This is a genomic window from Desulfarculaceae bacterium, from assembly GCA_020444545.1.
Lineage (GTDB): Bacteria > Desulfobacterota > Desulfarculia > Desulfarculales > Desulfarculaceae > Desulfoferula.
Window position 1 is genome coordinate 36,634 of the sequence record JAHLKT010000007.1, and the last position, 19,466, is coordinate 56,099.

The 19,466-nt window shown below is 65.6% G+C and carries 20 protein-coding genes; 7 read left to right on the forward strand and 13 right to left on the reverse strand.

What is annotated here, in order from left to right:
- Positions 1-6: 6 nt before the first annotated feature.
- The 11 genes from atpA to KQH53_17910 form a co-directional block, all read right to left on the reverse strand.
- Positions 7-1,521 carry a F0F1 ATP synthase subunit alpha gene (gene atpA, locus KQH53_17860; GenBank protein ID MCB2228546.1) on the reverse strand — a complete coding sequence of 505 codons (1,515 nt, stop codon included), beginning with the start codon at positions 1,519-1,521 and terminating at the stop codon, positions 7-9.
- A complete protein-coding gene (locus tag KQH53_17865; protein MCB2228547.1) occupies positions 1,521-2,072 on the reverse strand; it encodes a F0F1 ATP synthase subunit delta in 552 nt (183 codons plus the stop codon). Before KQH53_17865 ends, atpA begins: the two co-directional genes overlap by 1 nt.
- Positions 2,069-2,668, reverse strand: a complete 600-nt coding sequence (gene atpF / locus KQH53_17870) for a F0F1 ATP synthase subunit B (GenBank protein ID MCB2228548.1) — start codon at positions 2,666-2,668, stop codon at positions 2,069-2,071. Before atpF ends, KQH53_17865 begins: the two co-directional genes overlap by 4 nt.
- Positions 2,665-3,099, reverse strand: coding sequence for an ATP synthase F0 subunit B (locus KQH53_17875; protein MCB2228549.1), 435 nt, complete (start codon positions 3,097-3,099; stop codon positions 2,665-2,667). The genes atpF and KQH53_17875 overlap by 4 nt, the downstream gene beginning before the upstream one ends.
- A 233-nt stretch (positions 3,100-3,332) precedes the next feature.
- On the reverse strand, positions 3,333-3,734 hold the full coding sequence (locus KQH53_17880; protein MCB2228550.1) for a polymer-forming cytoskeletal protein: 402 nt from the start codon (positions 3,732-3,734) through the stop codon (positions 3,333-3,335).
- 204 nt (positions 3,735-3,938) lie between these two features.
- Positions 3,939-4,679 carry a hypothetical protein gene (locus tag KQH53_17885; protein ID MCB2228551.1) on the reverse strand — a complete coding sequence of 247 codons (741 nt, stop codon included), beginning with the start codon at positions 4,677-4,679 and terminating at the stop codon, positions 3,939-3,941.
- Positions 4,680-5,109: 430 nt separating this feature from the next.
- Positions 5,110-6,219, reverse strand: a complete 1,110-nt coding sequence (rodA, locus tag KQH53_17890; protein MCB2228552.1) for a rod shape-determining protein RodA — start codon at positions 6,217-6,219, stop codon at positions 5,110-5,112.
- Positions 6,216-8,180 carry a penicillin-binding protein 2 gene (gene mrdA, locus KQH53_17895; protein ID MCB2228553.1) on the reverse strand — a complete coding sequence of 655 codons (1,965 nt, stop codon included), beginning with the start codon at positions 8,178-8,180 and terminating at the stop codon, positions 6,216-6,218. The genes rodA and mrdA overlap by 4 nt, the downstream gene beginning before the upstream one ends.
- Positions 8,177-8,650, reverse strand: coding sequence for a hypothetical protein (locus KQH53_17900; protein ID MCB2228554.1), 474 nt, complete (start codon positions 8,648-8,650; stop codon positions 8,177-8,179). The genes mrdA and KQH53_17900 overlap by 4 nt, the downstream gene beginning before the upstream one ends.
- A 289-nt stretch (positions 8,651-8,939) precedes the next feature.
- Complete coding sequence (gene mreC, locus KQH53_17905; protein ID MCB2228555.1) at positions 8,940-9,767, reverse strand: rod shape-determining protein MreC; 828 nt, start codon at positions 9,765-9,767, stop codon at positions 8,940-8,942.
- Positions 9,768-9,985: 218 nt separating this feature from the next.
- Complete coding sequence (locus KQH53_17910) at positions 9,986-11,059, reverse strand: rod shape-determining protein (GenBank protein ID MCB2228556.1); 1,074 nt, start codon at positions 11,057-11,059, stop codon at positions 9,986-9,988.
- A 336-nt stretch (positions 11,060-11,395) separates the two neighbouring features.
- On the opposite strand from KQH53_17910, the gene rpmH reads away from it, so the two are divergent.
- The 5 genes from rpmH to KQH53_17935 are packed head-to-tail and all read left to right on the forward strand — an operon-like array spanning position 11,396 to position 14,798.
- Positions 11,396-11,530 carry a 50S ribosomal protein L34 gene (gene rpmH / locus KQH53_17915; GenBank protein MCB2228557.1) on the forward strand — a complete coding sequence of 45 codons (135 nt, stop codon included), beginning with the start codon at positions 11,396-11,398 and terminating at the stop codon, positions 11,528-11,530.
- Positions 11,531-11,545: 15 nt separating this feature from the next.
- On the forward strand, positions 11,546-11,908 hold the full coding sequence (gene rnpA, locus KQH53_17920; GenBank protein MCB2228558.1) for a ribonuclease P protein component: 363 nt from the start codon (positions 11,546-11,548) through the stop codon (positions 11,906-11,908).
- Positions 11,797-12,120, forward strand: coding sequence for a membrane protein insertion efficiency factor YidD (gene yidD / locus KQH53_17925; GenBank protein ID MCB2228559.1), 324 nt, complete (start codon positions 11,797-11,799; stop codon positions 12,118-12,120). The genes rnpA and yidD overlap by 112 nt, the downstream gene beginning before the upstream one ends.
- A 30-nt stretch (positions 12,121-12,150) precedes the next feature.
- Positions 12,151-13,806 carry a membrane protein insertase YidC gene (yidC, locus tag KQH53_17930; GenBank protein MCB2228560.1) on the forward strand — a complete coding sequence of 552 codons (1,656 nt, stop codon included), beginning with the start codon at positions 12,151-12,153 and terminating at the stop codon, positions 13,804-13,806.
- A 5-nt stretch (positions 13,807-13,811) separates the two neighbouring features.
- Positions 13,812-14,798, forward strand: a complete 987-nt coding sequence (locus KQH53_17935; GenBank protein MCB2228561.1) for a Jag N-terminal domain-containing protein — start codon at positions 13,812-13,814, stop codon at positions 14,796-14,798.
- An 81-nt stretch (positions 14,799-14,879) separates the two neighbouring features.
- Here the strand turns inward: KQH53_17935 and KQH53_17940 are convergent, their stop codons facing one another.
- Both KQH53_17940 and KQH53_17945 read right to left on the reverse strand, forming a co-directional pair.
- A complete protein-coding gene (locus KQH53_17940; GenBank protein ID MCB2228562.1) occupies positions 14,880-15,434 on the reverse strand; it encodes a hypothetical protein in 555 nt (184 codons plus the stop codon).
- 62 nt (positions 15,435-15,496) lie between these two features.
- Positions 15,497-15,931, reverse strand: a complete 435-nt coding sequence (locus KQH53_17945; GenBank protein ID MCB2228563.1) for a hypothetical protein — start codon at positions 15,929-15,931, stop codon at positions 15,497-15,499.
- Positions 15,932-16,101: 170 nt separating this feature from the next.
- Between KQH53_17945 and KQH53_17950 the strand changes: the two genes are divergently transcribed.
- Together KQH53_17950 and KQH53_17955 are read left to right on the forward strand one after the other, a co-directional pair.
- The gene (locus KQH53_17950) at positions 16,102-17,064 is read left to right on the forward strand and encodes a helix-turn-helix transcriptional regulator (GenBank protein MCB2228564.1); all 963 of its coding nucleotides are present in this window, start codon (positions 16,102-16,104) and stop codon (positions 17,062-17,064) included.
- Between the two features lie 935 nt (positions 17,065-17,999).
- Entirely contained in the window at positions 18,000-19,256 is a 1,257-nt protein-coding gene (locus KQH53_17955; protein MCB2228565.1) for a C-type lectin domain-containing protein, read from the forward strand.
- The last annotated feature ends 210 nt before the right edge of the window (positions 19,257-19,466 follow it).

A 19,466-nucleotide genomic window follows, 5' to 3' on the forward strand; every position in this document is an offset into this window, starting at 1 on the left:
CTTCGTTTACTGCTGGGCCTGGAAGATGCCGTCGAACTCCTCGAGAGCCGCTTTCATCTTGGCTTCGAGGTCGTCGTCGATTTCCTTCTTGGCCTCCAGGTCCGCGAATACATCCGGGTGCTTGGTCTCGATGAAGTCGAACAGCTGGGCCTCGTAGCCGGCCAGCACGCCCACCTCGTACTTGTCGCAGTAGCCGCGGGTGCCGGCGAAGAGGATGGTCACCTGCTTGGCCATGGACAGCGGTTGATACTGGGGCTGCTTCAGGATCTCAACCAGGCGGAAGCCGCGGTTGAGCTGAGCCTGAGTGGACTTGTCCAGGTCCGAGCCGAACTGGGCGAAGGCCTCCAGTTCGCGGAACTGGGCCAGGTCCAGACGCATGGTGCCCGCCACCTGACGCATGGCCTTCACCTGGGCGGAACCGCCCACGCGGGAAACCGACAGACCCACGTCGATGGCCGGACGCACGCCGGAGTAGAACAGGCCCGGCTCCAGGTAGATCTGGCCGTCGGTGATCGAAATCACGTTGGTGGGGATGTAGGCGCTCACGTCGCCGGCCTGGGTCTCGATGATGGGCAGGGCGGTCAGAGAACCGGCACCCAGCTCGTCGTTGAGCTTGGCCGCGCGCTCCAGCAGGCGCGAGTGGTTGTAGAAAATGTCGCCGGGGTAGGCTTCACGTCCCGGCGGACGGCGGAGCAGCAGGGAAATCTGGCGGTAGGCCACCGCCTGCTTGCTCAGGTCGTCGTAGCAGATCAGGGAGTGCCCGGCGCGGTCGCGGTAGTACTCACCGATGGTGCAACCGGAGTAGGGCGCGATGTACTGCAGGGTGGCGGGGTCGGAGGCGCAGGCGCTGACCACGCAGGTGTACTCCATGGCCCCGTGCCGGGTCAGGGTGTCGATGACCTGGGCCACGGTGGACTTCTTCTGCCCCACCGCGACGTAGATGCATTTGACGTCCTGGCCCTTCTGGTTGATGATCGCGTCCACCAGGATGGCGGTCTTGCCGATCTGGCGGTCGCCGATGACCAGCTCGCGCTGCCCGCGGCCCACCGGGGTCATGGCGTCGATGGCCTTGAGTCCGGTGTACATGGGCTCGTGCACGCTCTTACGGGCGATGACGCCGGGAGCCACGACCTCGATACGGCCGCGTTCCTCGGTGTCGATGGGGCCCTTGCCGTCCAGCGGGTTGCCCACCGGGTCGATGACCCGGCCGATGACCGCGTCGCCCACGGGCACGTCGGCGATACGGCCGGTACGTTTTACGGCGTCGCCTTCCTTGATGTGCTCCACGTCGCCCATGATGGCCACGCCGACGTTGTCCTCTTCGAGGTTGAGCACCATGCCCAGAACGCCGTGGCTGAACTCCAGGAGCTCGCCGGCCATGGCCTTCTCGACGCCGTACACACGGGCGATGCCGTCACCAACGCTCAGAACGGTGCCGGTCTCGCTGACCTCTACCTTTTTGTCGTAATCCTTGATCTGCTCGCGGATTACCTGACTAATCTCTTCGGCTCTGATCTGCATTAGGCGTAATCACCCCTTCTCAAAGAATCCCTCAAAGTTTCCAGCTGAGTCTTGATGGTTCCATCCAAGACCAGGTCCCCGATCTGGGCTCTCACGCCACCGATCAGGCTGGAATCCTCCTTGATTTCCACGATAACCTCGCTGCCGGCCATCTTGGCGAGCACCTCTTTGAGGCGCTTCACCTCTTCTTCGCCCAAAGGCGCGGCCGAGACGACCTCGGCCCGGGTGATGCCCTTTTGGTCATCCACCAGGCGGGCATATACCGCGCTGATGTCGCGGGCGGCGCTGATGCGCCCGCGGTCCATAAGCAGCCGGAAGAAGTTGTTCACGATGGGGCTGAGGCCCATCTTGTCCAGGAAGGTGTTCAGCAACCGGCTGCGGTCCTCGAAGCCGATGGCCGGGTTGGCCAGCACCGACTCCAACTCTGCCGACTCGGCGAACAGGGCGGCAACTTCGGCCAGCTCCTGTCCGTACTTCTCCATATTCCCGTCTTCCTTGCCGATCTCCAGCAAGGCGCGGGCGTAGCGTTTGGCGACGATCAGGCTGGTCACTGTACCTCCCGCGAAACCTTGGCCAGGTACTCATCCACCAGGCGAGTCTGGTCTTCGGGGTTAATCTTTTCTTTTAGCAGGTCCTCGGCCACTGCGGCGCTCATCTCGGCCACTTCGCGGCGAAGGTCGGCCTTGGCCGCCGCGGTCTCCTGCTCGATGGTGAAATTGGCCTGCTCCTTGATGCGCTCGGCGGTGGCTTCGGCCCCCTCGATGATGGCGGCTTTTTCCTTCTCGCCCATGGCCCGGAAGTCGGCCAAAACCTTGTCGCGCTCACCGGCGGCGTCGGCCAGGCGCTGCTCCATGAGGGCGTAGGCCCGCTTGGCTTCCTCGCGCTTGGCCTCCAGCTCCTCGAGCTCGCTCTTGATCTGATCCACCCGCGCGCCCAGCCCGCTCTTGAGGGGCTTACGCAGCACGATGATCAAAACCGCCACGAGCACCGCGAAGTTCATCACGCGGAACAGGAAGTTGCCCCACTGATAGTGGTGCTCGGCCGCGCCGCCGCCCTCGCCCCCGCCGGAGGCCAGGGCCAGACCGGCGCTCAGGCCCACCAGGGCCAAAGCGGGAAGGATGCTCTTAGCCAGTTTGGCTATTTTCATTGCAAGCTCCTCCCCAAAAGCTTCTGGGCCAGCTCCTGACCGAAGGTCTGAACCTGGCCCTTGAGGTCGTCGCGCGCGCCGCCGATCTCGGACTCGATCTCGGAGCGGACCTTGGCCACCGCGGCTTCCATCTCGGCGGTGGCCGCCTCGACGATTTCGCGCTCGGTGCCGTGGCCTTGGCCTTTCATCTCCTCGCGGAGTTCGGCGCCCTGGCGGCGGGCGTCGGCCAGCTCGGCCTCCATCTCCGCCTCCTTGGCCTTGGCCCCTTCTTCCGAGGCGGTGATGTCGCTGCCCAGCTGGGCGAATTTCTCCGCCCGCTGCTTGATGATGCCCCTGATGGGGCGATACAGCAAGTAGTTCAGCGCCACCAGCAATACCAGGAAGTTGCCGATCTGCCAGAATAGCGAACTGTCTATGTCAATACTGACCATAAAGCCTTATTGCTCCCGCAACTAGGGGGGGACGCGGCGCCCGCTCCCCACGGATTGTGTTCCACGCCCTGCTTGCGAAATTAAGCACTTGAAAATAGCTTGTATTCGGCGGTTGACCCCTCCTCGGGAGAGCAACGGGCACCTGTTACCAAAAACACAAGCTGCGAGTTTCTACAATTTTTAAAAAGAATTGTCAAAACTTTTTTTGTGCCCATAGGGTCTTAAGTCACCTCTCAGGCTTCGGGGGCGCTCCGGGCGCCCAGGAGCTTGAGGCGGCCGGCCTCTTGGTTTCCCTGGTTCAGGGCCATGTGGCAGTGGCCCTCGAAGCGGACCCCTTCTTCCATGACCACCAGGGGCGCGGTGACGTCGCCGATGAGATTGCCCGGCTTTTTCAGCTCGATGCGCTCCCCGGCCACCACGTTGCCGGTCACCCGGCCGCTTATAACCACCCGGTCTGCCTTGATTTCGGCCTCTACCACGGCAGTGGACCCCACCAAAACCAGCCCCTCGCCATGGATCGCGCCCGAAAACTCTCCGTCCACCCGGGCCTGGCCCTTGAAAACGAGCTTGCCCTCTTGCCGGATGCCTTGCCCCAAGTAGAAATTGACATGGGACTCGCGGCTTTTTCTACCCACGAAAACCTCCTCCAGAGAAGGTGTTTGCGCCAATTGGCCCAGTTACTATCTTGGTTGTTCGTTCGGTTGTGCGGACCGGACCGGCGCATGGGCTGCCGGCGCTCTTAGTGAACTTTATTTCACTAACACGCAAGGGAGGGCGGTAGCAAGCCCAAATCGGTCTCCAAGGGGCCGCTTCACCGCATTTTCACACTTGGCGGGTGGCTAATCGTACTCGGGGGTCACCGGCTTGGGCGGCCGGGCCGCCTCGCGGTAGGGCTGCTTTTTTTCGTAGAGCCTCAGGCGGCGCTCCATGGCCTCGGGGGGATCGCCTTTTTCGCCGTCGGAATCGCGCACCAGGAGGATGGCCCGGCGCTGCATGCGCACCGCGGCCGGGAACTTCTTGTCCTCGGCCAGGGCGGCGGCCAGGGTGTCCAGGATGTTGGCGGTGCGCTCGCCCCCGGCGGCCCGGCCGGCCAGCTCCACCGCCTGGGGCCCGTTGCGCAGCGCGGCCACCGGGCAGGTGGCCAGAAGCCAGGCCTTGGCCACCAGGGCGTTGGCAAAGCCGTCGTCCAGGTCCAGGGCCCGGTTGTAGTCGTCCAGGGCGTCCTTGTACTTGCCCCAGCGCTGATAGACCAGGCCCCGGTTGGTGTAGAACAGCGGGTTGGTGCTGTCCAGCTCCAGGGCCAGGCCGAAATCATTGAGCGCTTTTTTCAGGTGGCCCAGGTCGGCCCACAAGGCGCCCCGGTTGTTGTAGGCCATGGACAGAGCGACCAGGGGCAGCTCGCCGGAGTTGATGGCCCGGTCGTAGAGCCTCATAGCCAGGCCCAGCTCGCCCTCGCGGTGGGCGTCCAGCCCCTTGTTCACCTCCGAGGCCGCGCTGGCCAGGGCCGTGGCCGGGGCCAGGCAGAGTAGGGCAGCCAAAAGAGCGAGGAGCAGGAAGGCGCTAAAGCTGCGAGGACGCATCGAACCCCCTAATAAAATAGGCCTGTGTGCAATTTAGCATGGTGGACGGAGCCGGTAAAGCAAGCAAGCCCGGCCGGCTTCGCCGGACGGCGGGATGCTGCGTTGCGGGCGGCGTTCGTTTCCTCGGCGTATTGGCATATACGCCTGCGGAACTCACTTGCCCGCACCTTGCCTGCCGCCGCCTGGCTGTGCCGGGGTCCGACGGAATGCGCGACTATTTCTTTATCCCTGTTGCCCCCGATAGCTTGCTATCGGGGTTGCCGAGCCCCGGCGAGGCAACAAGAAATCCGGCGATCTCTTTTCTCCGCATCCCGCCGCTTTGCCACGGAGCCGCCAAAGCGCCCCAACGGGAGCCAAGGATGCTGGCCGGAACCGAGCCGTATCTCGACCCGCTTTGGCCGTGGCGGCACGCCACTGGCGAAGCCGGCCTTTACCTGCGGCTGTGGAAGACGAAGCGTCTCATGGCCACGCCCTGGATGAGCCCCAGGGCGGCCATGGTGGTGATGAGGCTGGAGCCGCCGTAGGAGATGAAGGGCAGGGGGATGCCCACCACCGGGAACAGGCCCAGCACCATTCCCACGTTGATGATGGCCGGCCAGAAGATCAGGGCCGTGGCCCCCACCACCAGCAACAGGCCCTGGCGGTCCTTGGCGCGGTAGGCGGTGGAAAGGCCCCGGTAGATGATGCCGGCCAACAAGAGCAGCACCACCATGGCCCCCATGAAGCCCCACTCCTCGGCCAACACCGAGAAGGCGAAGTCGGTGTGCTGCTCGGGCAAAAAGTGCAGCTGGGTCTGGGTGCCGGCCATGAAGCCCTTGCCGGTGAACTGGCCCGAGCCCACCGCGATCTTGGATTGGATCAGGTGGTAGGCGCTGCCCAGGGGGTCGCTCTCCGGGTCCAGAAAGCTGAAGATGCGCCGCTTCTGATAGTCCTTCATGAAGCGCCAGCCCACGGGCAAGACCAGGATCAGCCCCACCGAGGCGATGGCCAGGTCCCTCAGCTTGACCCCGTTGACCAGGATCACGCTCACCGCCACGATGAGCACCAAGAGGCAGGTGCCCAGGTCCGGCTCCTTGAGGATGAGCAGGGCGGGCACGAAGGCCAGGCCCAGGGGGGGCAATAGCTGCAACAAACGGTAGGGCTCGGACTGGTCGCGGCGCTGGAAGTAGGTGGCCAGCATGAGCACCACCGCCAGACGGGCCAGCTCCGAGGGCTGCAACACCACCGGGCCCAGCACCAGCCAGCGCTGGCTGCCGCCCACCACCTTGCCCCAGAACAGCACCGCGATGAGCAGCACCACCACCAGGCCGTAGAAGGGGTAGGCGATGGTGGACAGGCGCTGGGGCCCCACCACGGCCACGGCCATCATCACCCCCACGCCCAGGCCGATCCAGTAGGACTGCTTCAAAAACACCGGGGTGCCCCCGCCGTGGAAGGAGCTGGCCGCGGAATAGAGATTGGCCACCCCGCAGGCCCCCAGGGCCAGCACCAGGGCCAAGAGAAGCCAATCGAAGTTGGCCACCAGGCGTCGGTCGATCATGCGCCCGCTCCCGGTTTCTTCTGGTCCTTGGGCGTCTCCGGCTCGGGCCGGCGCGAGGGGGGCAGGGCCTGGGGCTCGAACTCGGGCACCGGGCCCTGGGGCAGGCCGAACCAGGCGCGCATCACCGCCTTGGCCACCGGGGCGGCGGCGGAGCCGCCGTGGCCGCCGTGCTCCACCACCACGCCCACCGCGATGGAGGGATTATCCACCGGGGCGAAGGCCACGAACAGGGCGTGAGAGCGGTACTTCCAGGGAACGTTCTCTTCCTTGCCAAAGGACTTCTCGAACTTGAGGCCCACCACCTGGGCGGTGCCGGTCTTGCCGGCCACCCTGATGCCGGGCAGACGGGCCCGCCGCGCGGTGCCGTGGGGCTCGTTGACCACCGCGTCCAGGCCCTTGGCGATAACTTCCAGGTACTCGGCCTTGATGGGCACCTTCACCGTGACCGGCTCGGGCTCGGGCACCGGCTCGCCCCCGGGCGGGGTAACCGCCTTGACCAGGGTGGGGGTGAGCAGGCGGCCCCGGTTGGCCACCGCGGCGGTCATGCGGGCCAGCTGCAAGGGGGTAACCAGGGTGAAGCTCTGGCCGATGGACAGCGACAGGGTCTCGCCATCCTGCCAGGGCTCCTTGAAGCGTTTCTTCTTCCACGCGCTGTCCGGCACCAGGCCTGGGGACTCGTGGGCCAGGCTGATGCCGGTGGGCCGCCCCAGGCCGAAGGCGCGGGCCCACTTGGCCAGGCGCTCCACCCCCAGGCGCAGGCCGGTCTTGTAGAAGAACACGTCGCAGGATTCGCGGATGGCCTTGTGCACGTCGGTGTGGCCGTGGCCGCCCTTCTTGTAGGCCCAGCACTTGTAATAGCGGCGTCCGAAGGGGATCTGGCCCGCGCAGAAGAAGCGGGTGTTGAGGTCGATGGCCTTTTCGGCCAGCCCGGCCGCGCTGGTGATGATCTTGTAGGTGGAGCCCGGCGGGTACATGCCGCTGATGGAGCGGTCCTTGAGCGGGTGCAGGGGGTCGCTGACCAGCTTCTTCCACTGCTTCACGCTCATGCCGGTGATGAAGTCGTTGGGGTTGAAGGAGGGGTTGGAGTACAGGGCCAGCACCTGGCCGTTGCGTGGGTCGATGGCCGCCACCGCGCCCACCCGTCCGGCCAGGGCCCGGGCCGCCGCCCGTTGCAGGTCCAGGTCGATGCTCAGGGTGAGGTCCGCCCCCCGGCTGGAGGGGGCCTCCTTGAGCACCTTGATCTCCCGCCCCATGGCGTCCACTTCCACCTGACGGGCGCCGCGCAGGCCGTGCAGGACCTGCTCGCGGCTCTGCTCCAGGCCGTAGCGGCCCACCCAGTCGCCCATGCGGTACTTGGCCCGGCTGGAGCGCTCCAGCTCCTTGCGGTTGATCTCGCCCAAATAGCCGATGACGTGGGCGGTTACGTGCGGGGCCAGATAGGCCCGCTGGTAGCGCACCATCACCTTTACCCCGGGCAGCTCGTAGCGGAAGGTTTCGAGCAGGGCCAGCTGGTGGCGGTCCAGACGGGACCTGAGCACGATGGGCTTGAAGGGCGGCGCGCCCCGGGCGGCCTTGCGGGCCTTGGCCAACTCCTCGGGGGTAAGGCCCACCAGGTTGTCCAGGCGATTGCCCAGGGTCTTCCAGTCGGCCACGTCCTCGGGCACCACGGCCAAATAAAAGGCCGGGCGGTTGTCGGCCAAAAGGCGGCCCTCCGCGTCGAAGATCAGGCCCCGGCTGGGGGGCAGGTCCACCAGGCGGATGCGGTTGGTCTCGGAAAGCTTGCGGAAGTGCTCGCCCCGGAGAAGCTGCAAGTACCACAGCCGCCCCAGGAGCACCAGAAAGGCCAGGGCCACCACCACCGCCGCGGCCATGAGGGCATGGCGCACCAGGGGGTTTTCGGCCGGCTCCAGGCCGCGGCCGCCGCCCAGGCTGGCCGGCTTGGGGACCGAGGAAAGATTCACGGGGCCACCCTGCGCTCATCGGGCCAGAAGCGGGCCATGGGGCGGACCAGGGCCTCGATGAGCCCGAAGAACAGGGGAGCGACCAGGGCGCTGATCAGGCCCTGGGCCAAAAGCAGCAGGGGCAGGTTGGCCGGGGGGATGTAGCTGGGGATGGTCAGGGTGAGCCCGGCGGCCATGAGCAGATGGGCCAGCATGGTCATCACCCCCACCGAGAGCATCTGGAAGGGCCAGGAGTCGATGTTGAGCTTGCGCCGGGCCAGCTGGCAGATCACGTAGACCACCGAGTAGATCACGATGTTGAGCCCCAAGACCCCGCCGGAGATCAGGTCCATGAGATAGGCCAGGGCCCAGACCACCACGAAGCCCAGGACCAGCGGCAGGCGGTAGCCCGCCGAGACCACCAGGACGATCATGGGCTCCAGACGCAGAGGCCCCACCGACCACCACGAGAACACCGTGGTGCTCAACACGGCCAGGAAGAACCCTAAGACTAGGGTTCCCGCCGCTCGGGGCCAACGTGAAGCGTCGCGTCTCATCTGGGTGGTTCAACCTCTATCTTGTTGCCCTTGCCGGGTCCATACGCTCTATATAGTAATGTTGCGCCCGCCCCCGGCCATCGCCAGGCCCATACTCTCGGCGGCACAGCCAGCCGCCGGCAGACAAGGCGTCTGGCGAGCGAGGGCCGCAGGCGTGGCCCAAGTCACGTTGAGGCCCGAGCGATGCCAGCAACACCGTATGCCGGTGGCTGGCGAAGCCGCCCTAGCCGTCCAGGTTGCGCTTGCGCAGAATCACCAGCACCTCTTCCAAACGGCCGAAGTCCACCGCCGGGGAGACCTCCACCCGCTGGAAGGCGCCGTCTTGCTCCTTGTGCACCGCGCTCACCGTGCCCACCAAGACGCCCTTGGGGAACACCCCGGCCGCGCCGGAGGTGATGAGCTTGTCGCCCACGGCCACGTCGGCGGTGTGGATCACGTACTTGAGGCGCAAGACCCCGCTGCCGCTGCCCTCCACGATGCCCCGCGAACGGTTGCGCTGCACCAGCACATCCACCGCGCTGTTGGCGTCGATGAGCAGCAGCAGCTTGGCGTAGTGGGGGCTGGCCCAGATGACCCGGCCCACCACGCCCTCGGCGTTGACCACCGGCATCAAGGGCTCGACCATGGCCGAAGTGCCCTTGTTGATGATCACGGTCTGGAAGCGGCCGCTGGGGTCGGCGCCCACCACCTCGGCGGCGGCCATGGGGTAGTCCAGGGTCTTTTGGAAGTTGAGCAGCTTTTTCAGGCGCCGGTTGGCCAGCTCCAGCTCGTCGCGGTCCACCACCCGCTGGCCCAGGGAGGCCAGATCCTTGCGCAGGTGCTCGTTTTCCTCGGCCGCCTGCACCAGGGCGAAGTAGCGCCGCCAGATGGAGTTGAACCACTGGCCCACCCCGGTGACCCCGCGCTGCACCGGGCCGATCAGCTCCATGGCGTAGCGCCCGCCGGGCACCCGGTCGATGCCCTTGCCAGCGCTGAAGGAAAAGTAGGCCAAGGCCCCCAGGAGGAACAGGGCCACGATGATGGGAACCCGGTACTTGCGGAAGAAGTTCACGGCGCTTTGCTAGCCAGCACTTTTCAAGAGGGTTGCGCAACCGGCGGCCGACCGTGCCGGACATGGGTGCACACCGCACCAAGGTGACGTCGGCGCTTTTCTCAATAAGTTTACCTGAAATTGCATCGTGGTTGGATGCCGCCCAACCCTCATGAAATATGCGGGCTTGGAGTTTGCGGGCCGTGTTCGGGCGCCGCGCGGACCGGTCCCGGCGGCGTCTATTTGATCATGACCTCTTTGAGGAGGTCCAACTCGTCCAATGCCTTGCCCGAGCCCAGCACCACCGTGGACAGGGGGTCTTCGGTGATGGTGATGGGCAGGCCGGTCTCCCGGGCCAAAAGGGAATCCAGGCCCTTGAGCAGGGCGCCGCCGCCGGTGAGCACGATGCCGTTGTCCACGATGTCGGCGGCCAGCTCGGGCGGGGTCTGCTCCAGGGCGATCTTCACCGTCTCCACGATGGTGTCGATCTGCTCGGTGATGGAGTTGCGCACCTCCTCGGAGGTGATCTCCATGGTCTTGGGGATGCCGGTGATCAGGTCGCGCCCCTTCACCTCGATGGATACGGGGATGGGCGCCTCGCCCTCGGCCAGGCCCTCTTCGGGCTCCAGGCCGCCGGGGTAGGCGTTGCCGATGGTGGTCTTGATCATCTCGGCGGTGCGCTCGCCGATGAGCAGGTTGTGCTTGCGCTTGACGTATTGGAGGATGGCCTCGTCCATCTTGTCGCCGCCCACGCGCACGCTCTTGGCGTAGACCACGCCGGCCAGGGAGATGACCGCCACTTCGGTGGTGCCGCCGCCGATATCCACCACCATGTTGCTGGTGGGGTCGGTGATGGGCAGCCCCGCCCCGATGGCCGCGGCCATGGGCTCCTCGATCAGGTACACCTCGCGGGCCCCGGCGCTCTCGGCGCTTTCCTTGACCGCGCGTTTTTCCACCTGGGTGATGCCGCTGGGCACGCTGATGATGATGCGGGGCCGAACCAGGGTGCGGCGCGCGTGCACCTTGCGGATGAAGTGGCGAAGCATGGCCTCGGTCACCTCGAAGTCGGCGATGACCCCGTCCTTCATGGGGCGGATGGCGCGGATGTTGCCCGGGGTGCGCCCCAGCATCATCTTGGCCTCTTTGCCCACGGCCAGGACCCGATTGGAGCCCCGGGCGTCCTGGCGCACCGCCACCACGCTGGGCTCGGAGAGCACGATGCCCTTGCCCTTGACATAGACCAGGGTGTTGGCCGTGCCCAGGTCGATGGCCATGTCGCTGCTGAACAAGCCGAGCAGGGGGTCTAGGAACATGGTGGCTCCAGGAAGGAAAATCGCATATATAATGGTTGCGGCATCATTGGGAGACTACCAGAGAGGCTCCGGGGTAGCAAGCCTTTTGAGGTCATATCTTGGTGACTTGCGCCCCCCCGCCGACCCGCGCTCCGGCCCCCGGCTGGGGGGTGGGCATTTGACAATAACCGCTCCTTGTGATTAACTTTGTCCCTTGCCGGGCCGCCCGAGGGCCGGGCCGCCTCCCGAGGGGGCGGTTCCGGACGTGCGGGGCGTGCCCTTTTGCGCGGCCTTTCGTCCGGCTACCCCAAGGACGCGGGTCCTAAACCTGGCATGAAACAACAAGGGTGAAGCGAGATGAAACGTACTTTCCAGCCCAGCAATACCAAGCGTAAACGCACCCACGGTTTCCTGGTGCGCTCCCGCACCCGTGGCGGCCGCGCCGTGATTAGCCGCCGCAGATCCAGAGGCCGCAAGCGGCTTGCGGTGTGAGCCCGCGGGGGCTCGATGCCCACGGCGGAGTTAGGCTATCCCAAGACGGCGCGCCTTGCCAAGCGCTCCCAGTACCTGGCCGCCCAGAAACAGCCGGGCCGCCTGCACGGGCGGCGCTTGCTGCTGTTGTACCATCCCAACCGGCTGGGTCTGACCCGTCTGGGGATCACCGCCACGCGGCGGGTGGCCAATGCGGTGGGGCGCAACCGTTTCAAGCGTCTGGTGCGCGAAGCCTATCGCCAGCGGCGGGCCGCATTGCCCCCGGGATGGGACCTGGTGGTCATCGCCAAGAGCGGTGCGCCCGCCATGACCTGGGCCCAGTTGAGCCAAGAGCTGTGGAACCTGTTCGAACGGCTGCCGGAACCCCCGACCGCCTGAGCCCGGCCGTTATCGCGGCCCGGGCTTTGGTGCGTCTGTACCAGCTCACTCTGAGCCCCTACCTGGGCGGCCAGTGCCGCTTCACCCCCACTTGCTCCCATTACGCCATGGATGCCCTGGCCAAGTACGGCCTGTGGCGGGGTATGGCCAAGAGCCTCTGGCGCCTGGCCCGTTGCCACCCCTTCTCCGCCGGGGGCCACGACCCGGCCTGAGGCCGGTGCTCCCGTTTTTAGGAAGCGATCATGGATCAGAAACGCATGTTGTTGGCCCTGGCCCTTAGCGTGGGGCTGATGTGGGCCTGGATCATGCTCTTTGGCGATAAGCCCAAGGAGCAGCCGGTCCCCACCACCACCGCCCCCCAGAGCCAGGCCGCCCCGGCGGCTAAGGCCCCGGCCGCGCCGGGTGCGCAGGCCCCGGCGGCCGTGCCCGCCCCCGCCTCTCCCCAGGCCGCGCCCATGGGCGCCGAAACCCTGGTGGAGGTCAAGACCCCGCTCTACACCGCGGTGCTCACCAGCCGGGGCGGCGGCGTCAAGACCGTCATCCTGCGGGATTACTACAACCAGCCCAAGAAGCAGGGCGGCCATTTCAAGGTATTGGACCTGGGCGACGACGACCCGGCCTCCCTGGCCGTGAACCTGACCAAGCTCGACCCCAAGCTCTCGGTGCGCAACTTCACCCCCTCGGCCGACAAGCTGGAGGTGACCAAGGGCTCCAAGCAGCTGGTGTTTTCCACCACGGTGGGCGGGGTCAAGGTTGACAAGGTCTACACCTTCAAGGCCGGCACCTACGCCTGGGAGCTCAGCCTGCGCCTGACCAACACCAGCGGCCAAAAGCTGGAGCTGCAACCGGCTCTCAGCCTGCTGGAGAACAAGAAGCGCGGCGACACCCACTCCTACGCCTTCACCGGCATCCAATTCTCCAAGAACGGGCGCTACGAGGAGCTGGGCATCGGGGACCTGGACGACAACCCCAAGGACTCCGGCGAGATTAGCTACATGGGCCTGGCCATCCCCTACTTCCTGGGCGCGGTGGCTCCCCTGGAGCCCGAGGGCGCGCCCCCGGCCAAGCGCTTCGTGATGGGCAGCGAAAAGGGCGGCCTGATGCTGGCCACCCTGGTGGAGCCTCTGATCGCCCTGGAGCCCGGCTCCACCCGTCAGGTGGACTACCTGGTGTTCTTCGGCCCCAAGGAAATGAAGATCCTGGAATCCCTGGGCCACAACCTGAACCAGGCCCTGGACTTCGGGTGGTTCGACATAATCGCCAAGCCGTTCCTCATCGCCATGAACCTGATCTTCGGCTTCGTCGGCAACTACGGCGTCGCGATCATCATCATCACCCTGATCACCAAGCTCATCTTCTGGCCCCTGACCCGCAAGAGCTACAAGTCCATGAAGGAGATGCAGAAGCTTCAGCCCCATGTGAAGCGCATCCGCGAGAAGTTCAAGGACGACAAGCAGCGCATGAACCAGGAGATCATGCAGCTGTACAAGACCTACAAGGTGAACCCCGCCGGGGGCTGTCTGCCCATGCTGGTGCAGATCCCGGTGTTCATCGCCTTCTACAAGGTCTTGGGCAGCGCCATCGAGCTCCGGCACGCGCCCTTCATGCTGTGGATCAACGACCTTTCGGCCCCGGACCGCCTGCCCATCGGCATCGACATCCCCTACGTGGGAGCCGGGCTGCCGATACTGACCCTGCTCATGGGCGCGTCCATGTTCTTGCAGCAGAAGATGACCCCCACCACCGGCGACCCCACCCAGGCCAAGATGATGATGCTCATGCCTGTGGTGTTCACGGTGATGTTCATCAACTTCCCCTCCGGACTGGTGCTCTACTGGCTGGTTAACAACCTCATGAGCATTGGCCAGCAGTACTGGACCAACAAGAGCAAGACGTAATGCCCATGGACGCGGTTGAATTCACAGCCAAGACCACCGAGGCGGCCATGCTGGCCGCCCAGGAGCATTTCGGCCTGAGCCTGGACCAGCTCGAGGTGGAGGTGATCAGCGCCGGAGGCGGCGGTTTTCTGGGCATCGGCTCCAAGAAGGCGGTGATCAAGGCCAAGCCCCGGGGCAAGACCCAGGCCGAGGAGGTGGCCGCGCTGGTGGCCTCCATGACCGACAGCGCCAATGGCGCCCTGGGCCTGGGCAAGAAAAAGCCCGAGCCCAAGCCCGAGCCCAAGCCGGCCCCCAGGCCTGAACCGAAGCCCGCGCCCAAGCCGGCCCCCAAGCCGCAGCCCAAGCCGGCCCCCAAGCCGGAGCCGAAGCCGCAGCCCAAGCCGGAACCCAAGCCTGAGCCGAAGCCGCGGCCCAAGCCCGAGCCCAAACCGGCTCCCAAGCCGGAACCCAGGCCCGAGCCCAAGGCCGAGGCCCCGGCCCCCGAGGCCAAGCCCGAGCCTCCGGCCCCCCGCCGGGACACCCGGCCCGAGCGCGACCCCGACGGCCCGGAGATGCTGGCCTACGCCGGTGAGGTGCTCACCCGCCTGGCCGCCTCCCTGGACCCCAACGCCACCATCGAGACCGCCTGGGGCGAGCAGGGCATCGAGCTGAACATCGCGGGCGGCGAGCCCGGGGTGCTCATCGGCCGCCGGGGCCAGACCCTGGACGCCCTGCAATACCTCACCACCCGCATCGTGAGCCACAAGTACGGCAAGGCGGTGCACCTTAGCGTGGACGCGGGCGGCTATCGCGGCCGGCGGCGCGCGGCCCTGGAAGAGTCGGCCCGCAAGGCGGCGGACAAGGCCAAGAGCAGCCGCAAGCCCCAGAGCCTGGGGCCCCTGAGCGCCCAGGAGCGGCGGGTGGTGCACCTGGTGCTGCGGAGCATGAAGGGCATCAGCACCATGAGCCGGGGCAAGGGCGAGATGAAGAAGGTGGTGGTCACTCCCCGCTGAGAGGGCGCATCATAGCTAAATAAAAAGGGCCTCCCCGCGCGGGAGGCCCTTTTCCATTGGGCAAAGGCAAAGGGTGGCGAGTCAGTAGACGCGCACGCCCTTTTTATATACCTCGAAGGAGCGCTCGGCGATGAGGCGGCCGTCCTGGCCGCGCACCCGCACCGCACGGGGGCCGTAGCAGCGCGAGGCGATCCACTTGGAGCGCTTCATCACCGAGCTGGGGAACAGGGCCGACCAGAACTTGCCCATCTTGCCGGGCGCGGACCAGCAGCTGTAGCCCGCCATGGCGTGGGGTTGGCCCGGGTAGCGGCGCAACACCCGCGTCACCGGCCGGGCCAGGGCCCGCCAGGGGCTGCCGTGCAGCCATTCGAAGATAAGCTCCTGCCCCTGGTAGCGTCCCGCGCGGTCGATGAACACCGCCTGAAACTCGGTGCGCTGGTCTATCTCCACCCTGGGGCCCACCTGGGGCAGACCGAGGCACAGGGTGTAGGACCACACCCCGTTTTCCTGGGCCAGGCGCTCCTTCTGGTCGGCGGTCAGGGCCACCACCCTAAGCTCCGCCCCCTCCGGCGGCGCGGCCGGGGCCGGGCTCGCCAGGAACAGGCTCAGCAGAAGCACCAGGGTGAAAACTCGCATGGAGACGGCCTCCGGGAACGGCCCGCTCCGCTGGGGCGCGGGGCGGGCCGCCGGGTTTGCTATCACTTGCTCAAGGCGATGTTCTCTGTGATGCCCCCGGAGTAATCGCCCTTCTTGGTGCCGCTGAGGGTGGAGCATTTGCCGTCCACCGGGCTGAGCGACAGGGTGTACTTGTAGGTCTTGCCGTTGTTGCATTTGACGGTGTAGTTGACCTTGATGGGATAGTCGCTGAAGTTGGTGCTGCTCGCGCTGGGCACCAGCCCGAAGCCGGGGCAGGCGCCGCTTTGGGTGATCCCGGACACCTCGCCGTCCCCGTTGAAGGTCAGGGTTCCAGTCGAGGTGCTCCCCGCGAATTTCCAGGTGCCGACCACATAGCTGGCGCAGGGAACCCTTAAGTCCGACCCGCCGCCGCTGCCGCTGCTGCATCCGCTGCCCGAGGTGAGCCACATCATGGTCAGCACCGCGCACAGTGCCAAAACGATCTTGAGCTTGCTCATGGTTACTCCTAAAATGATGAACTGCCTCTCCAGTAGCCCGAGCCTCGCCGCGTCGCGTAAGGCGCGTGACCAAGGTGGACGGCGGCCAGTAAAACATGATCCCGGCGGGCCAACCATAGGGCAAACGCCCCATGGGGGCGGCGCGCCGGCACGAGAAGGACTCGGCAACGGTGCTAGACCAAGCAATGGGCCGCTTCGTCGGCCAGCTCATGGAACTGGGCCACCGAGCTCCGGTGGGGGATTTCAAGGACGCGGCCATGGAGCTTTTGAACGGCCTGATCCCCTTTGACATGGCCCTGTGGGCCAGCGGCTACACCGACGACCTCCGGGTGCACAACGTTTATCTGAGCGGCCTGCCCGAGGAGATGATGGTCAACTGGGAGCGCTTCAAGCACCAGGACCGGCTTTTGGCCAACATCATCGCCACGCCGGGCGTCACCTTCGACGTGTACGAGTTCTATGCCCGGCAGGAGCGCCGGGCCCTGGAGATATACCGGCAGCATTCCCACGTCTACGGCATCGAGTCGGCCATCTCCACCGCCCTGCCCGTGCCCCGCAGCGGCCTGCTGGACGTGATGAGCCTCTACCGCAAAGTCTCCCGTCCGGCCTTCACCCCCGAGGAGCGCATCGCCAAGCAGTTCGTCTTTCCCCTGCTCACCCAGGCCTGGCAGCACAACCAGATCGAGTACGTGCGCAGCCGCTCCAAGAGCCAGGCCGGGGGCCCCGCCGCGGTATGCGACCGCGAAGGCTGGGTGCGCCAGGCCCAGGGCGACTTTCTGGAGCTGGTGCAGGCGGAGTGGCCGGGGTGGAGCGGCCCGGCCCTGCCCGTGGAGGTGCGGGAGTGGCTGCAAGGCGAGCCCGCCAAGGCCTTTCGGGGCAGGAGCATGGGCGTGAAGGGCGAGGCCATGGACGACCTCTTTCTCTTGGTGGCCTATCCCCGCCAGGCGGCGGCCATGCTGACCCCCCGGGAAGAAGAGATCGCCGAGTTGTTTGCCGCCGGGCTCACCGCCAAGGAAATCTCGCTGGAGTTCGGCCTGTCGACCTCCACGGTGCGCCGGCATTTGGATTCGGTTTACCGGAAGCTCGAGGTGGCCAACAAGATAGAGTTGTTTCAGGCGCTCAATCCGGACTAGGGGTTGGGCGGAATACGGCTTGGTGAACAGGGCTCCCGGCAGAGGGGCCTTTTTCTTTTGGGGGCGGGGGAGGAGCGGAGCAATAGCGTAGGTTGGGTAGAGCGGAGCGAAACCCAACAGTACCTAAGTTGAAAGAAGGAAGGGGGAGGCAAGGGGCAGAGAAAGAGGGCGGTTTTTTTGTCGGGGTCACTCGGGGCCGGCATAAAAGCTGGGGCAAACGAGAGGGGCCCGCTGGCGGGGCGGCTTCGCTGAGTAGGGCAAGCGGACACAGGTCCGCTTTTGTTTTGGGGAGTGGGCAGGAGGGGCGCTTAGGCGGGGCGGGGAGACGCCGGCCCCTTGGCGACCCCGGCGGGGGGGGGGGGGAGAAGACACCGGTCGGCAAAATCGGTACCTACGCTACCGGGAAAATACAGAAACAGTGAGTCATCGCGAGGAGCGGCGGCCGAGGCGGCGGCAGAAAGGGAAAGCTCTCCCGCCGCGAGGTGGCGATTTTCGTTGGTGTTGTCTCCGGATTGGAGAAGAGAGAAGAGGGGAGAGGGGAAGAAAGAGAAAAGAAAGAAAAGGCGTTTTTTTGTCGGGGTCGCGCGGGGCCGGCATAATAGCTGGGGCAAACGAGAGGGGCTCGCTGGCGGGGCTGGGGTCGCGGAGATGGGCAAGCGGACACAGGTCCGCTTTTGTTTTGGGGAGTGGGCAGGAGGGGCGCTTAGGCGGTGTGGGGAGACGCCGGCCCCTTGGCGACCCCGGCGGGGGGGGAGAAAAGCAGTAGCGTGGGTTGGGTAGAGCGGAGCGAAACCCAACAGTACCTAAGCTGAAAGAAGGAAGGAGGGGAGAGGGGAAAAGAATGAGGAGGAAGAAAGGGGAGGGCGGCGAATACCCTCCAGGTTGATTCCCTTTGCAAGATGTGGGTACACTCGGGCGACCAAAAGGAGGGAATCGTGCCTATCGCCCGCGTGTCCGCGCTCCGCTATCTGTTGTTAGTCGTCCTCTCCACTCTCTGCCTGACCCTGATAAACCCGCCTATCGCCAGCACGGCGGCCGTGGGCTCCTCCACCGGGAGGCCCCAGGCCTGCCGCCAGATGCTCATCTACCCGACCAACTACTACGGCCCGGTGCAGCGGGTGCAGCTCAGCCAGTCCGCCGCCAACATCAAGCACATGTACTGGTACAAGAAGACCGGCGGCATCCAGCGCCTGCTCATCACCTACAACAACGACCGCAAGCAAGAAATCCGCCTGATGTGGAACCCGGACGCCATCAAGGGCTTCAGCTTCTGGTGCCACACCGGCAATCAGTGCGTTAAGGTGCCGGGCCTGGAGAACCAGGAATACATCCTCAACTTCATGGCCCATTTCAAGAACCAGCCCACCCATCTCTCCTGCTCCACCTACAAGAAGGGCGGCTTTCCGGGCCAGGTCATATTCAACAACTTCAACGGCAACGGGGTGGACATCAATCCTCCCCAGAAGACCACCTTCCACCTGAACGGCCGCTGCCGGATCACCGAGATGCAGACCTTCCACCACAACCGCTATCGGGGCAAGGTGCCGGGCAAGATCTTCATCCGGGGGATCAACGGCACCAAGGGCTCTTGGGCCTTCAAGGCCCGGCCGGGCCTGAGCAGTTGGCAAAAATACTTCCTGCCCAACTGCAACTGGATCGTCAACCCGGCCAATTTGGTCTTGGGGCCGGGCGATTACGAGATAGACGTGTCCGACCGGGCCTCCTGGTCGCACAACCCCGTGTCCAAAAACCAGGGCTACGCCATTGTGTGGGGCACCTGCCAGGCCGCGCCCCCGCCGCCCCCGCAGCCCTCGCCCTGGACCGCCTGGCGGGGGCACAACTACCGGGTGATCACCACCAAGATGACCTGGAACCAGGCCCAGGCCTATGCCCAAAAGCTGGGCGGCCATTTGGTGACCATCTCCGACCAGGCCGAGAACCAGTTCGTCAGCGACCTGGCCCGGGCAAAAGGCGCCGGCCAGCAATACTGGATCGGCTTCACCGACCAGGGCAGCGAGGGGCGCTGGCGCTGGGTCAACAACCAAAAGATCACCTACACCAACTGGCACTCCGGCGAGCCCAACAACGCCCACGGCAGCGAGAACTGCGCCGAGGTGGGCTACCACAGCAAGTACACCTGGAACGACACCTCTTGCGGCGAAAAGAATGGCTTCGTGGTGGAGGCTGAGTAGCAACCACATCCGCCGCGCCCAAGGGACTGTAGGCGGACAAACTTATAAAAAGACAATAAAAACAATAAGATAGAAGGCTCTTGCCTGGGTGGCGGGCGTGGCCGAGGCCGGGAGGGCCCGGCGCGCCTGGCCCGGATAATTTCGCTTGGCCAAGATCGCCGTGCCCCACGGCTGGACAGCAGGCCGCTCCCGCCTATAAACTTGCCCGCG

Coding starts and splice junctions, on each gene's coding strand:
- atpA (MCB2228546.1), bottom strand. CDS start 1,521: ATGCAGATCAGAGCCGAAGAGATTAGTCAGGTAATCCGCGAGCAGATC.
- atpF (MCB2228548.1), bottom strand. CDS start 2,668: ATGAAAATAGCCAAACTGGCTAAGAGCATCCTTCCCGCTTTGGCCCTG.
- KQH53_17875 (MCB2228549.1), bottom strand. CDS start 3,099: ATGGTCAGTATTGACATAGACAGTTCGCTATTCTGGCAGATCGGCAAC.
- KQH53_17885 (MCB2228551.1), bottom strand. CDS start 4,679: ATGCGTCCTCGCAGCTTTAGCGCCTTCCTGCTCCTCGCTCTTTTGGCT.
- rodA (MCB2228552.1), bottom strand. CDS start 6,219: ATGATCGACCGACGCCTGGTGGCCAACTTCGATTGGCTTCTCTTGGCC.
- KQH53_17910 (MCB2228556.1), bottom strand. CDS start 11,059: ATGTTCCTAGACCCCCTGCTCGGCTTGTTCAGCAGCGACATGGCCATC.
- rpmH (MCB2228557.1), top strand. CDS start 11,396: ATGAAACGTACTTTCCAGCCCAGCAATACCAAGCGTAAACGCACCCAC.
- rnpA (MCB2228558.1), top strand. CDS start 11,546: ATGCCCACGGCGGAGTTAGGCTATCCCAAGACGGCGCGCCTTGCCAAG.
- yidD (MCB2228559.1), top strand. CDS start 11,797: ATGGGACCTGGTGGTCATCGCCAAGAGCGGTGCGCCCGCCATGACCTG.
- yidC (MCB2228560.1), top strand. CDS start 12,151: ATGGATCAGAAACGCATGTTGTTGGCCCTGGCCCTTAGCGTGGGGCTG.
- KQH53_17935 (MCB2228561.1), top strand. CDS start 13,812: ATGGACGCGGTTGAATTCACAGCCAAGACCACCGAGGCGGCCATGCTG.
- KQH53_17940 (MCB2228562.1), bottom strand. CDS start 15,434: ATGCGAGTTTTCACCCTGGTGCTTCTGCTGAGCCTGTTCCTGGCGAGC.
- KQH53_17945 (MCB2228563.1), bottom strand. CDS start 15,931: ATGAGCAAGCTCAAGATCGTTTTGGCACTGTGCGCGGTGCTGACCATG.